Origin of the sequence: Rhodohalobacter mucosus (genome assembly GCF_003150675.1) — a bacterium.
Taxonomy (GTDB): Bacteria; Bacteroidota; Rhodothermia; order Balneolales; family Balneolaceae; genus Rhodohalobacter; species Rhodohalobacter mucosus.
The window spans coordinates 19,078-32,980 of the sequence record NZ_QGGB01000006.1 but is presented as its reverse complement, the minus strand read 5'-3'; the positions used below and the strand labels follow the sequence as shown (position 1 = coordinate 32,980).

The 13,903-nt window shown below is 50.5% G+C and carries 12 protein-coding genes; 6 read left to right on the top strand and 6 right to left on the bottom strand.

All coding sequences use genetic code 11. The annotated features are described in order from the left end of the window. Window positions 1-56: 56 nt before the first annotated feature. The 3 genes from dnaJ to DDZ15_RS07895 all read right to left on the bottom strand — a co-directional run bounded on the left by dnaJ (window position 57) and on the right by DDZ15_RS07895 (window position 2,339). On the bottom strand, window positions 57-1,226 hold the full coding sequence (gene dnaJ, locus DDZ15_RS07905) for a molecular chaperone DnaJ (protein ID WP_109646553.1): 1,170 nt from the start codon (window positions 1,224-1,226) through the stop codon (window positions 57-59). A 13-nt stretch (window positions 1,227-1,239) separates the two neighbouring features. Next, entirely contained in the window at window positions 1,240-1,893 is a 654-nt protein-coding gene (locus tag DDZ15_RS07900; protein ID WP_242978948.1) for a nucleotide exchange factor GrpE, read from the bottom strand. A 92-nt stretch (window positions 1,894-1,985) separates the two neighbouring features. Continuing rightward, on the bottom strand, window positions 1,986-2,339 hold the full coding sequence (locus DDZ15_RS07895) for a VOC family protein (RefSeq protein WP_242978946.1): 354 nt from the start codon (window positions 2,337-2,339) through the stop codon (window positions 1,986-1,988). Between the two features lie 240 nt (window positions 2,340-2,579). Between DDZ15_RS07895 and rsmI the strand changes: the two genes are divergently transcribed. Together rsmI and lnt are read left to right on the top strand one after the other, a co-directional pair. Further along, window positions 2,580-3,263 carry a 16S rRNA (cytidine(1402)-2'-O)-methyltransferase gene (gene rsmI, locus DDZ15_RS07890; protein WP_109646550.1) on the top strand — a complete coding sequence of 228 codons (684 nt, stop codon included), beginning with the start codon at window positions 2,580-2,582 and terminating at the stop codon, window positions 3,261-3,263. A 42-nt stretch (window positions 3,264-3,305) separates the two neighbouring features. Further along, complete coding sequence (gene lnt / locus DDZ15_RS07885) at window positions 3,306-4,871, top strand: apolipoprotein N-acyltransferase (protein WP_109646549.1); 1,566 nt, start codon at window positions 3,306-3,308, stop codon at window positions 4,869-4,871. Between the two features lie 249 nt (window positions 4,872-5,120). On the opposite strand, the gene atpC is transcribed toward lnt, so the two are convergent. Beyond that, entirely contained in the window at window positions 5,121-5,516 is a 396-nt protein-coding gene (gene atpC / locus DDZ15_RS07880) for an ATP synthase F1 subunit epsilon (RefSeq protein WP_109646548.1), read from the bottom strand. 29 nt (window positions 5,517-5,545) lie between these two features. Beyond that, window positions 5,546-7,039, bottom strand: coding sequence for a F0F1 ATP synthase subunit beta (gene atpD / locus DDZ15_RS07875; RefSeq protein WP_109646547.1), 1,494 nt, complete (start codon window positions 7,037-7,039; stop codon window positions 5,546-5,548). A 928-nt stretch (window positions 7,040-7,967) separates the two neighbouring features. On the opposite strand from atpD, the gene rsmB reads away from it, so the two are divergent. The 4 genes from rsmB to DDZ15_RS07855 all read left to right on the top strand — a co-directional run bounded on the left by rsmB (window position 7,968) and on the right by DDZ15_RS07855 (window position 13,110). Next, entirely contained in the window at window positions 7,968-9,287 is a 1,320-nt protein-coding gene (gene rsmB, locus DDZ15_RS07870) for a 16S rRNA (cytosine(967)-C(5))-methyltransferase RsmB (protein ID WP_109646546.1), read from the top strand. A gap of 35 nt (window positions 9,288-9,322) precedes the next feature. Further along, the gene (locus DDZ15_RS07865; protein WP_109646545.1) at window positions 9,323-9,697 is read left to right on the top strand and encodes a GxxExxY protein; all 375 of its coding nucleotides are present in this window, start codon (window positions 9,323-9,325) and stop codon (window positions 9,695-9,697) included. Window positions 9,698-9,743: 46 nt separating this feature from the next. Further along, window positions 9,744-12,440: a valine--tRNA ligase gene (locus DDZ15_RS07860; RefSeq protein ID WP_109646544.1), complete on the top strand. Its 2,697-nt coding sequence runs from the start codon at window positions 9,744-9,746 to the stop codon at window positions 12,438-12,440. A gap of 187 nt (window positions 12,441-12,627) precedes the next feature. Next, complete coding sequence (locus DDZ15_RS07855; RefSeq protein ID WP_109646543.1) at window positions 12,628-13,110, top strand: hypothetical protein; 483 nt, start codon at window positions 12,628-12,630, stop codon at window positions 13,108-13,110. A gap of 33 nt (window positions 13,111-13,143) precedes the next feature. Here the strand turns inward: DDZ15_RS07855 and DDZ15_RS07850 are convergent, their stop codons facing one another. After that, the gene (locus DDZ15_RS07850) at window positions 13,144-13,713 is read right to left on the bottom strand and encodes an exopolysaccharide biosynthesis protein (protein ID WP_278336125.1); all 570 of its coding nucleotides are present in this window, start codon (window positions 13,711-13,713) and stop codon (window positions 13,144-13,146) included. Between the last annotated feature and the right edge of the window lie 190 nt (window positions 13,714-13,903).

Genomic DNA, 13,903 nt, shown 5'->3' with positions numbered 1-13,903 from the left:
ATGGGTGACAGATACCGACACCCCGCACCATTCAGTTTTTGTCCGGCATCTGCGGTTTACCCGAAAACGTCTTTAATTTTGGAAAAGAAGCTCTTGTCGCGTTCTTTTGCATCCGCCGGATCAAAGTGTTTTTCGCCCCTCAGCGCTTCCACATGCGACCTCTCCTCGGGAGTGAGATCTTTCGGCACATACATATTTATGCGAATGTATTGATCGCCTGTACCTGAATTATTGAGCCCCCGTATGCCCCGCTCTTTCATGCGAAGCAGCTTGCCGGGCTGTGTGCCCGGTTCAATTTTAACTTTGGCTTTTCCCTTCAGTGTAGGAACCTGCACCTCAGTACCCAAAATGGCATCCGGGATACTCAGACTGAGATCGTAGAAAATATCATTGCCCTCGCGTTCAAAATCCTCATGGGGTTTTTCTTCTATCAGAACGATCAGATCGCCCGGCTGGCCGCCGCGTATCCCCGCGTTCCCCTGACGCCGGAGCGTGATATAATTACCGTTGGCCACGCCCGACGGTATGTTAACCTTGATCTTCTCATCGCTTTTCATGCGGCCTTCACCACCGCACTCTGAACAGCGATTTTTAATGATTTTTCCTTCTCCGTTGCATGTCGGGCAGGGTTGTACATTGACAAACTGGCCAAACATGGTGCGTGACACCTGCCGAACCTCACCCACGCCATTGCAGGTGCCGCAGGTCTCAAAATCGGCTTCGGTCTCCGCTCCGGTTCCGTTGCAGGCATCACATTTCACATGCTTTTTCACTTTGAGCGTTTTCTCCGCGCCCTCCGCAATCTCTTCAAGGGTGAGCTCTACCCTCAGCTTCATGTCGGATCCCGGCCGTCCCGTTCCTCTGCGGCGGCGGCTCTGTCCGCGTCCGCCCCCAAACGGGTCTCCTCCAAAAATATCTCCGCCGAAGATGTCGCTGAACCGGCTGAAAATGTCTTCAAAGTCTGCATTTCCGAAATCGGAAGCGCCGCCGAATCCGCCTCCATTCATTCCAGCATGGCCGAACTGATCGTACCGCTGGCGTTTTTGCGGGTCGCGGAGCACATCATACGCCTCCGAAGCTTCCTTGAACTTCTTTTCCGCATCGGCATCTCCCTTATTTCGGTCGGGATGGTATTTCATCGCCAGTTTGCGGTATGCTTTTTTCAGCTCTCCGTCACCTGCGCTTTTGTCAACACCTAATATTTCGTAGTAGTCTCTTTTTGACATAAAAAATCCGTGGTTACTCGCTCACAATTACTTTTGCATGACGCAGTGTCTTGTCTCCCATTTTGTAGCCGTTTTCAAACACCTGCAATACAGTGCCGCTCTCAATGGAGTCATCTTCCGGCTTTTGACGCATCATGGCATCGTGAAGGTCCACGTCGAAAGGAACGCCGGTTTCATCGATTTTTTCCACGTTAAAGTGGTGAAGCACTTCTTCAAACTTATTGGCTACCAGCCGTATGCCTTCCAGGTAGGCTTTGCCCGCATCGGCATTATCCAGTGCTTCGATGGTACGGAGCAGGTCATCGTAAACGGGCAGGAACGCTTCAACGGCCGTCTCCTTTGCCATTCTGGACATCTGATCCCGGTCGCGCAGAAGCCGTTTTCTGAAGTTCTCCATCTCTGCAGCCTTACGCAGCTGATTGTCCTTCACTTCCTGTAGTTCTGCTTCCAGCTCATTGATCTTCTGCTGCTGTTCCAGTAAAATTTCATCGGTCTCCTGATCGGTCTGCGTTGACGCATCCATATCGGACTCTTCCGGGGCTACTTCTGCCTCATGGCTCTCCGCGCGCCTGAATCTGTTTCTGCCTTTCATATCCTGTTTCTGGTCCTGGTCCTGTTCTTTTTCCTGTTCGGTGCTCATCAATTCTTTTGCTGTTGCTCTTTTCAATCGTTTAAATGGTTGTCTGTATTCGATTCTCAAGCATGCAAATAACATGCCATACTATACTATTCTATCAGTTCGTCACACTCCGCAGGGGGTTACTCTCCTTCAAAGAAAAATTCAATCATATTTCCGTCAGGATCGGATGCAAATACGAATCGCCCTTTTTTACGGTTTGCGGGACCGCTCAGGATGGTCACCTCATGCTCGCGCAGATAGGATGCCATTTCATCTACTTCTTCCGGTGAGTTCAGATAAAACCCGATATGGTCTACCCTGAAATCACGGGAGTTGGGATCGTAACTCGTTTCCGCTTCCACAATTACCAGGGTATCTTCGTCCCCTATTTTGTAGACCGCCATGCTTTGTCCCATTTTTCTTACGAGTTCAAACCCGAGAATATCCCCGTAAAACTCTTCCGACCGCTCGATCTCGTTTACTCGAATGGTCATATGATTAATGCCGGATGGTTGAAAGTTCATAAGTATGTAATTAACCGGTTAATAATTTTGTGTGTGATCCCGAAAAGTTTGTCTCTGGGAATATATTCTGTTGATGTACCCTGTAATGCCCGTTTTCTTCTCAGTTCCAGGGTTTCGGGAAACCCTGAACAAACTACAAGATTTTGTTATTATCTTTGTCACTTATTTAAAACCGTCATCTGCCGTGCGGAATAACCCAATATATCCACTGTGGCAACATTATACCTGGTAGCGACACCCATTGGAAACCTGAGCGACTTTTCGCCCAGGGCTGTGGAAACTCTTCGTTCCGTGGACCAGATAGCGTGCGAGGACACCCGCACATCAGGGGTACTGTTACAGCACTTTCAAATCAATAAACCGACTTTTTCGTTTCATCAACACAATGAGCACCAGAAGGTTGGTCATATTATGAACCTGCTTGCGGGCGGACAGGACATTGCGGTAATTTCGGATGCGGGGATGCCCGGAATTTCGGATCCCGGTTTCCTTGCTGCCCGCGCGGCACACCGGAATGGTCATACGGTTAGCGCCATTCCGGGGCCTGATGCGGCCACCACCGCCCTGGCTGCAAGCGGACTTCCCTGCGACCGCTACGTGTTCGAGGGGTTTTTACCTCCCAAAAAAGGCCGTAAAACACGCATTGAAGCGATCGCTGCGTCAGAAATCACCTCGGTGATCTATGTGAGTCCGCATAAGCTGGTTCGTTTTTTAAAACAGCTGCACGATTTTGCGGGTGATGAGCGTTGGGTATGCGTAGCGCGCGAACTGACCAAAAAGTTTGAGGAGCTCGACCGCGACAAACTGGAGCCTCTGCTGGAACGCTGGCAGCAGAAGGACTCCATTAAGGGCGAATTCGTTGTCATTGTATCCGGAAAGGATTACAGTGAATGATTTAAGCAACATCACCATGAAATTTCAAACCTGTATGAACGGATGAAACGTTTACCGATCTGGAACCGGCCCTGGGCGCTCTCGCTTTTATCCGCCATCCTGCTGTCGCTTTCATTTCCGCCTTTCAATCTGGCAATTCTTCAGATACCTGCGTTCGTCTTCCTGTTCAGAATCGGGGAGCTGAGCGCCACAAAAAGGGAAACCATCCTCTACAGCTATCCTGCACTTGTATTGTGGAACCTGCTGGTAACCTACTGGCTGATGATGGCAACGGTATCCGGCGGCATTGCCGCGATCGTTGCAAATGCGGCGATCATGCTCGTGCCTCTGCTGCTCATTCGAACCCTCTTCCGGTCACGTATGAATCCCCTCGGTTCTGCTGTAGTTGCGGCCGCTGTATGGGTCAGTTATGAATTTCTACACCACAACTGGGACCTGGCCTGGCCCTGGCTCACCCTGGGCAACGGCTGGGCCAACCTGACGGGCGCCATTCAGTATATTTCATATACGGGAGTGCTTGGCATCTCATTCTGGGTGGTGCTCTCCGCCTCGCTTTTTTATCGCTATCTTACCCGACCTGAAAAGCCTGTGTTGTACCAGTCTCTTACGGCGTTTCTTCTGTTCCCGCTCTTCTCCCTGCTGGCCTTTGCCTCAATTCCCGCTGAATCGGGTGAGCCGTTGAACGTAGCCGTGGTACAGCCCAATTCAGACTCCTATGTTACACCCTACGGAGGACATGATACACTCGATGATCTCATCACCAAAATCCTGACTCAGACGGCATCCGTCGTGACGGACGATACCGATGTAGTGGTGTGGCCCGAAAACGCCATGATGAGCTCGCTCGCCCTGCAGAATCGTCATTTTAACCGGATCCGCGATTCCCTGCGCGTCTGGGATACGGAACTGATTGCCGGAGCGGGGTTCGTGGAATACTTTCCGGAACCGAACGGACAAACCGTGTACAGAACCACAGGGAACGGAACCTCATACCGGGTCTACAACGCCGCATTCAACCTGCATCCCACAGAGGAGAACAGCGTTTATCGCAAGGGCAAACTGGTGCCTGTGGTTGAACGATTTCCCTTTGTGAATTTTTTCCACCGTATCGACCGTTTTGGCTGGATTGACTGGGGTAACCTGATGGGGTACGGCCTGGGCCGTGAACCGGTTAATTTCTCCGTAAATTCGCACAGCACACCCGCACTGATCTGCTACGATTCGGTCTTTCCCGGTTGGGTGAACCGGTTTGTGCAGGACGGTGCCGACTTCCTAACAATCATCACCAACGACGGCTGGTGGGGCGATTCGAACGGACATGTGCAGCATTTCGACTATGCACGGCTTCGATCGATCGAGCAGCGGCGATGGATTGTGCGATCGGCCAACAACGGCATTTCCGGAATCATCTCCCCCGACGGCAAGGTGCAGCTCGAAACGGAGTACTGGGTCGATGCTGCCTTCACCTTCACCATCTATACGTCCGACCATAAAACCTTCTTTGCACGGTACGGCGACTGGTTTGGCCAGCTGATGCTGGTAATCGCCTTCATCGGCATGATCGTATATGGAGTCTCCGGACGCAAAAATCCAAGCGCACCAGAGTAGTATATTGCAGCTTTGGATTCTTTTTTAAGCGATCAGCTTTCAGCTATCGGATACCAATTTATCCAACTATACCCTTGTTCATTGTTCGGTTATTCGGTTGCTCGGTTGAACATTGAACATTGAACATTGAACATTCCCCCTCCCTCCATGGCTGACCTCAAGGCCATCCTTTTGCCTATTAGCCTCAAAAAAAAGCCTGCCCCGGTTACCCGGAACAGGCTTTAAAATGGTTCAAAAACAAATGCGGTTCTAATCGGCCAACTTCAGCCTGTTTTTAGCGATCGCTACTTCTTTTTCCGCTTTGCTTCGGTCGCCGACGGTATCTGAAAGAAGCCCTTTGGCTTCCTTAAGCAACATCTCAGCTTCCTCTTTGTCAATCTCGGATGCTTCTTCCGCTTTTTCCGCAAGAAGGGTCATGCTGTTGTCGTTCATCTCCACAAACCCGCCGCTGACGGCATACACAATTTCGCTGTTATCCGGTTTTGTGATAACCACCGCACCTACGCCCAGTGTAGAAACGATCGGTGCGTGATTGTGCAGCATCATAAAGTTACCCTGAACGCCGGGCACCCTTACGCCGGTTACCTCCCCTTCAAAAAGGGATCCGTCGGGTGTGAGTACCTGTGCCTGAAACGTATTTGCCACGGTGTTACCTCAATTGGGTTATGGTTTGATTACGCTTCAGCTTCCGCTTCGGCCGTCAGTCTTTCACCTTTTTCGATGGCCTGCTCAATGGTTCCAACCAGGTGAAACGCATTTTCAGGCAGGTGATCAAGCTCTCCGTCCAGAATCATGTTGAACGCCTTGATGGTATCTTCAATCTTGACGTACTCACCGCTCTGGCCCGTAAACTGCTCGGCCACGAAGAACGGCTGACTGAGGAATCGCTGAACGCGTCGTGCCCGCGATACCACTAGCTTATCTTCGTCGGAAAGTTCATCCATACCCAGAATGGCGATGATATCCTGCAGATCCTTGTACTTCTGAAGGATCTCCTTCACGTTCTGTGCACATTTGTAGTGTGCTTCACCCAGTACTTTCGGATCAAGAATACGCGATGTTGAATCGAGCGGATCCACGGCCGGATAGATACCGATCTGCGTCAGCGCACGGCTCAACACGGTGGTCGCATCAAGGTGAGAGAAGGTGGTTGCCGGAGCAGGGTCGGTCAGGTCATCGGCAGGTACGTAGATAGCCTGAACGGAGGTAATCGATCCGCTCTTTGTGGATGTAATACGCTCCTGGAGGTCGCCCATCTCTGTGGCCAGCGTCGGCTGGTAACCCACGGCAGACGGCATACGGCCCAGAAGGGCAGATACCTCGGATCCGGCCTGCGTAAACCGGAAAATGTTGTCGATGAAGAGCAGAATATCCCGGGATACTTCATCGCGGAAATATTCGGCAACGGTCAGTCCGGATAGAGCCACGCGTGCACGGGCTCCCGGCGGTTCGTTCATCTGGCCGAATACGAGGGTGGCCTGAGAATCATTCAGAACATCCTTGTCCACTTTGGAGAGATCCCATTCGCCGTTTTCCATCGACTCTTTGAATTCATCGCCATAGTTGATTACACCGGATTCGATAAACTCCCGAAGAAGGTCATTTCCTTCACGTGTACGCTCACCCACTCCTGCAAAAACGGATAGACCACCGTGCTGCTTGGCAATGTTGTTGATGAGCTCCTGGATCAGTACCGTTTTACCTACACCGGCACCTCCGAAAAGTCCGATCTTACCGCCTTTAGCATAGGGACAGAGAAGATCGATCACTTTGATGCCGGTCTCCAGCATTTCGGTGGATGTTGCAAGGTCTTCAAATTTGGGAGCTTCGCGGTGAATCGGGTAGCGGCGATCGCCCTTGGGCTGATCAATGCCATCAATTGCTTCACCCACAACATTGAAGAGGCGTCCGCGGATATCCTCGCCCACCGGCATGGAGATCGGCCCTTCGGTATCGATCACATCGGTTTCCCGCACCAGTCCGTCGGTCGAGTCCATCGCAATGGTTCTCACGCGGTTTTCACCGAGATGCTGAGCCACTTCCAGGTAGAGTCTTGATTTGTCTTCCCGCTCGATGTAGAGAGCGCTCATCACTTTTGGCAGTTTGCCCTGTTCAAAGTCCACGTCGACCACAGGGCCGATAATCTGTGCTACAGTTCCTTTATTCATTCGATTGTTTATCGTTTTAGAATGCTTTTTTACGCGTAAAAAGACGGGGTAGCTTGCCCCGAAAATCCATCAGAAAAGAGCTTCACTTCCGGCAGCTCACACTTTCATATATGAATCATTTTTGCCCCATACGAGACAGCTTGAAAAGGTACCCACTTCTGCCTCAAAAATCAAAGGTGGAATTCATGTTAGAACAGGATTTGGAATGTTTATGACAAGCGATTTGAAACGAAGTGCAGAACCGCAAAGGGAAAAGGCAGAAGGCAGAAGGTAAAAGTGAAACATCAGACGTCAAACGTGAGACGGGAGAGGGTAGGATGATCTCTGATTGGAGATAGTTGATTTTCGATCTCAGAAGGATTTTTTAGTACTACACCCTGTATCTTGAGCCTTGAACCCTGTACCTTGAACCCTGTACCCCGCACCCTGGACCCTGTTGCTCGGATGTCGGTTTCTACAGTCGCCAGTCACTAATCGCCAGTTGTCAGTCGACAGTCAGATCGACACACTTTAGAAGGCAAAAGGCAAGAGGCAGAAGTGAAAAGTGAGACGGGAGAGGGTAGGGTGATCTCTGATTGGAGATTGTTGATTTTCGATCTCAGAAGGATTTTTTAGTACTACACCCTGCACCCTGGACCCTGCACCCCCTGGTCTGCGAAGCTTTAGCGTAGTAGACTGCACCCTGCACCCCCTGGTCAACGCAGCTTTCCTGATCTACAAAGCTTCAGCGTAGTAGATAGCGTAGTTGACTGCCGCCTGCAAGACGGAGCAACACGATCATGCTAAAAACTGCATTCCCGCCCGAAGCTCTATTAGCATAAAGAGTATCAATACCCTATCTTTAGAGTTATCTAAAAATCCGGCCATCACCACCCTGACGGGTTGCACAAAACCGGTGAAATCAGAACCCAAAAATCTGTAAAAACCATTGGATACCGAACTAACTGCACGCACGGTCAGCATCGATTTACTAATTGAATTTGATGAGACATCGAACCTCGATTTTTCTCCAGCCAATGAACTGGAGCCCCGGGAACGTGCACAGGTAAGGGAATATGTGCAGAATATCCTGCGCCGCCGAAGCTATCTCGACTTTATCATCGGTGAATTCTCAAGCATTACCGTTGACGAGATGAAGCCGGAACTGAAAAATATTCTTCGTCTCGCACTCTATGAGATGCTGTTTATGGGCGGTACCCCGGACTATGCGGCCATCAACGAAGGCGTTGAGATCGCCAAGCTGAGCATGGGTTCGAAAGCCGGCGACCTGGTGAATGCCATTCTGCGCAACATCCAGCGCGATATCGACAAGCTACCCAAACCTGCGTTTAAAGACCGCACCAAACTGGTGGCCACGACATTCTCTCATCCCGAGTGGATGGTAAAACGATGGGTGAAGCGCTTCGGCGAGCGGGAGGCGTTCAAGCTTATGCAGGCAAACAATCAGCGTCCCTCCTACTATGTGCGCGTGAACAACCTTCGCACGAAGACCAAGAACTTCAAACTGCGGATGGATAAGCTCGACATTGAATATAAGGAGAGTGACTGGCTGCCCGGCTATTTCAAGGTGGAATCGGTGGCCCCCTTTATCAGCAAAGACCTGCTCAGAAAAGGTATCTGCCTGGTACAGGATATCGCGGCGGGTTTTGCCCCTACCATCCTGGAACCGGAACCCGGTGAAACCATCTACGACCTCTGCGCGGCACCGGGTACAAAAAGTATTGTGATGAGCGACATGATGAACGGTGAAGGCACCATCATTGCGGTCGATATCAACCCGAAACGGCTGGAGATGCTCGCTCAGAGTGCCATGGACTACCAGGCCGAAAACATTAAGATCCGACAGGACGATGCGCGCGATCTGAACCTGAAGCTTGCCGACGGCGTACTGCTCGACGCTCCCTGCACCGGAACCGGTGTTCTGAGCAAACGGGCGGATCTTCGTTGGAAACGCACGGAAGAGGAACTGGAAAATTCAGTAAAACTGCAGGAAGAGCTTCTTGAAGAATCTGCCAACCACGTAAAACGCGGCGGACGCCTGGTGTACAGCACCTGCTCGATTGAGCCTGAGGAGAACTGGGAGCAGGTACAAAAATTTCTGGACAAGTACGACAACTTTGAACTGGAACCCCTCGATGAGTTTCTGCCGGAAGAGGTACTCACCGAAGACGGACTGGCCTACCAGACCTTCCCCCACATTCACGGCTGCGACGGGCACTTCGGGGTGCGGTTGAAGCGGGTGAAATAAACCACGGAGGGCACTGAGAGCACAGAGCTGGGATCATGGACGAGTTAAATGCTCTTACTGAAAAAGTAATCGGCTCTGCTATCAAGGTTCATAAAGAACTTGGCCCGGGATTATTGGAATCTGCCTACCAGGAGTGTCTGAATTATCTGTTGTTAAAAGATGGATTTGTCGTTGAAAGAGAAAAACCCATTCCTGTGGTATTTGAAAAAGTCAAACTTGATTGCGGATATAGAATTGATTTATTGGTTGAAAGAAAATTAGTCCTTGAACTTAAATCAGTTGATCGATTCAGTCCTGTTCATCATGCACAGGTTCTGACATATCTCAAACTTGGAGGTTTCAAACTCGGTTTATTGATGAATTTCAACGTTCCGATCATGGTTAAAGGCATTCGAAGAATAATCAATTAATTAAACAAACCTCAGTGTCCTCTGTGCACTCTGTGGTTCTTTACATATGACGAATAAAGCCCAGGAAGAATTACCTAAACACTACGACCCATCGGTTACCGAGGAGAAATGGTACGCCTATTGGGAAGAAAACGGCTACTACCATTCCGAGCCGGATGATCGCGAATCCTACACCGTGGTGATTCCCCCTCCCAACGTTACCGGCGTGCTCCACATGGGACACATGCTCAACAATACCATCCAGGATGTACTGGTACGGCGGGCCCGGATGAAAGGCTACAACGCATGCTGGGTGCCGGGTACCGACCATGCCTCCATCGCCACCGAAGCCAAAGTGGTACAGAAGCTTCGTAAAGAGGGCATTAAAAAAAGCGACCTGTCGCGTGATGAGTTTCTGGAACATGCTTGGACATGGACCGATGAACACGGAGGAATCATCCTTCAGCAGCTGAAAAAGCTGGGAGCCTCGTGCGACTGGAAAAGAACGCGTTTCACCCTCGAAGATGACCTCTATGAATCGGTAATCGACTGCTTTATTGAACTGTACGATCGCGGGTACATCTATCGCGGGCAGCGGATGGTGAACTGGGATCCCGCCGCACAGACCGCTCTGAGTGATGAAGAGGTGATTCACAAAGAGGTGCAGTCCAGGCTGTATCATGTCCGCTACCCGATCAAGGATTCGGATGAGTTTATCACGATTGCAACCACGCGTCCCGAAACCATCCTGGCCGACACGGCCGTATGCGTGAACCCGGACGACAAGCGATACACCGAAATTCTCGGTAAAACCGCCATCATTCCAGTAGTGAACCGCGAGGTGCCCGTGATTGCCGATGAGTACGTGGACCCTGAGTTCGGAACAGGCTGCCTGAAGATCACGCCCGCCCACGACCAGAACGATTATGAGATCGGCATGAAACACGATCTTGACATCATCGATATGCTGAATCCCGACGGCACGGTTGCCGAAGAAGCGGGTCATTATATTGGTATGGACCGCTTTGAGGCCCGCAAACAGATTGTAAAGGATCTGGACGGGATGGGACTGCTCGTGAAAGTGGAAGAGATGGCCAACAAGGTGGGATACTCCGAGCGAACCGACGCCGTGATTGAGCCGCGACTCTCCCTGCAGTGGTTCTGCCGCATGGAGAAGCTGAGCAAGCCGGCACTCGACAACGTAATGAACGACGAAGTTCAGTTTCACCCGGCCAAGTTCAAGAATAGCTACCGCCACTGGATGGAGAATATCCGCGACTGGTGTATCTCGAGACAGCTCTGGTGGGGTCATCGCATCCCCGCCTGGTATTATGGCGATGGCGACGACGACTATGTAATTGCCCGAACCTCAGAAGAGGCCCTGAAAAAAGCCAGAGAAAAGTGTGGTGATGAATCTCTGGGTGAAGCCGATCTTCGCCAGGACGAAGATGTGCTCGACACCTGGTTCTCATCCTGGCTCTGGCCGATCACGGTATTTGATCCCGACTTCATCCGCACGGGCGAACGCAACAGCGAGCTGGACTATTACTACCCGACCAAAGATCTGGTTACCGCTCCCGAAATCATGTTCTTCTGGGTGGCCCGTATGATTATGGCCGGTTATGCCTTTGCGGATGAGAAACCGTTCAGCAATGTTTACTATCACGGTATTGTGCGTGACGAGCAGCGCCGGAAAATGTCCAAGTCACTTGGAAATTCTCCCGACCCCATTGAGCTGATCCAAAAATACGGAGCCGACGGCACCCGTACGGGAATGCTCTTTTCAGCGCCTGCCGGCAACGACCTGCTGTTTGATGAAAACCTCTGCGAGCAGGGACGCAATTTCTCCAACAAGATCTGGAATGCGTTCCGTTTTCTAACCATGAATATGGATGAGGGCGTAAGCTACACTCCCACCTCCGATATCGACCCTGAAAATATCGCAGACAAGTGGATGATGGGGCGCATTCAGGCAGCTCTCTCGGGAATGGAGGAGGATTTCGGGAACTACAGGCTCAATGAAGCACTAAAGAAAATCTACTCACTGGTATGGGACGACTTCTGCGACTGGTATATCGAGGTGTGCAAAGCCGATCAATACGGGGAAAACATGCCGAAAGAGAAGCTGGAACGGGCTCTCGGCATTTTTGAGATTCTAATGAAAATGCTCCACCCTTTTATGCCGTTTATCACCGAGGAGATCTGGCAGCGAATTAGTCCGCGTTCTGCTGATGAAGCACTCACAATCAGTCCCTGGCCCGAACAACCGGACGGAGACTATTCGGACTCTGTAGCTATCTTCGCCACCATTCAGGAGCAGATCTCGGCCGTTCGAAATATCCAGGCCGAGATGAACCTGGCACCCAAAACGGAACTGGAGCTTATCATCAAGCCGAAAGACGCATCACTCGGCACCGGCATTCAAGCCGCATCCTGGGTCTATAAAAAGCTGCTCCCACTTAAATCATTTACGGTTGAACCATCCGCAGAAAAACCGAAAGCCTCCGCGGCAGCAGTTATCGGCGGGTCCGAAATCTATATTCCGCTTGAAGGACTGATCGATCTTGATAAAGAGCGCAGCCGCATCAACAAGGAGATCGAACGGCTGGAAGGATTTCTGAAAGGGATTGAGAAAAAGCTTTCGAACGAACAGTTTGTAAACAACGCTCCTGAAGCCGTGGTGGAGAAAGAGCGCATGAAAAAATCGGACACCGAAACCAGCCTTCAAAAATTGCGGGCACAGCTGGATGAGTTCAGCCGATAATCCGGCAGGTAAATCTCCATTTTGTTCTTTGCCTTCCTTTCAGCACTTTTGAAAGAGATGCTGACTATAAATTACAGCTGGTCTGTACCCGGAAGGTACTGCAGCACATCGATGAAAAGCGATCCAGTAAACCGGCGATCGGCATACCTTCCTGCAAACACCTAACTACCGTTGGAGGAATCGACCTATGAGCTCAAGCACATTCTGGAGAACCGTAATTTGCGGATTTATTGCCACATTTATCATGACCATGATTTCATTCGTTCAGGGCGGAGTTGGCCTCCCTGTTATTGATATCGGTCACATACTCAAAGAAAGTTTCAATTTTGTGCATGCAACCGACCCGTACACCATGCTATGGGGAAATACGGCTTACTACATCGGCGGAATGCTGATGGCGCTGACCTGGGTTGCCTTTCTTAAAGACCTGATTCCCGGAAACTGGCTGATTCAGGGCGTGATCTACGGCGTAATCATCTCCATCTTTTCCGGTTTGGTGATCTCACCACTTGTAGGGCTCTCTGCAGGCGACTCGTTCGGCATATTTTATATGGACACCTGGGTGCCGGGTAAAATTTTGCTTGCCGGCGTGATTATGCATGTTGGTTATGGATTGTCGCTTACCCTTGGACTCAATGTAGCAGGCGTTAAAAAGGCTGTAAGAAACTAATAGCCGCACAGCGGGCTATCGGCCTGATCTAAGTCAGTTGATAAAAATCAGCCAACCGGCCGTTCCAAGCAGGGCAAAGGCAAACAGTACCAGAAAACCGTCGCTTGCAAGCAGTGCAAGGCCGAATACCGTCAGTATGACACCCGCTATGTTTGCGCTGAAAGGAATAAACTCCATAACAGGCATTACGGCAGCTGTTGCTACACAGATAAGCGCAATTACATACTGCATGAATCCTTTGGTCAAAAAGGTGAGGCGCGGCTTTAGTATTCGGTCAATGCCTTTCATAACCGGCTTAAGCCTCTTCAAAGCCCGCAGGATTTTTTCTTGTTTGAGAGTGCGGTTTCGCATGAATGCAGGCAGCCACATATTTTCCCGCCTGATCAGCAGCTGAAATGATATGATGATAACAAAGGCGCCCATCAATGTGGGTACCCCTGGAATATCGCCTACCAGCGGCGCAAGTGTAATGATCCCCGCCAGTAAAAGAAAAAACCCAAAGGATTTCCGGCCTGAAGCGTCCAGGATATCATCCAGTGACACAACATCTTTTTTCAGGGTCATGTCACGGATCCTCTCAATAAGTTTTTCCAGGTTTTTCAATCGTACTTACCTCACTGCTGACTATAAAGTGTTTTGTATTCAGGAATAATTTAACCAGAGTTTGTTAAAGAGTGTCCCTCCGTCGGCTGACCGCAGGCAATGAGAGTTTCCCCTCGAGGGAAGTACCGCCTTAAGGCGGGAAGGGGTTTTATGTAATGAGACTAACGGTAAACGTTTTATTTTTCTTGAG

Excerpts from the sequence above, each read along its gene's own strand:
- dnaJ (WP_109646553.1), bottom strand. The coding sequence starts at position 1,226 with ATGTCAAAAAGAGACTACTACGAAATATTAGGTGTTGACAAAAGCGCA.
- DDZ15_RS07895 (WP_242978946.1), bottom strand. The coding sequence starts at position 2,339 with ATGACCATTCGAGTAAACGAGATCGAGCGGTCGGAAGAGTTTTACGGG.
- lnt (WP_109646549.1), top strand. The coding sequence starts at position 3,306 with ATGAAACGTTTACCGATCTGGAACCGGCCCTGGGCGCTCTCGCTTTTA.
- atpD (WP_109646547.1), bottom strand. The coding sequence starts at position 7,039 with ATGAATAAAGGAACTGTAGCACAGATTATCGGCCCTGTGGTCGACGTG.
- DDZ15_RS07865 (WP_109646545.1), top strand. The coding sequence starts at position 9,323 with ATGGACGAGTTAAATGCTCTTACTGAAAAAGTAATCGGCTCTGCTATC.
- DDZ15_RS07860 (WP_109646544.1), top strand. The coding sequence starts at position 9,744 with ATGACGAATAAAGCCCAGGAAGAATTACCTAAACACTACGACCCATCG.
- DDZ15_RS07855 (WP_109646543.1), top strand. The coding sequence starts at position 12,628 with ATGAGCTCAAGCACATTCTGGAGAACCGTAATTTGCGGATTTATTGCC.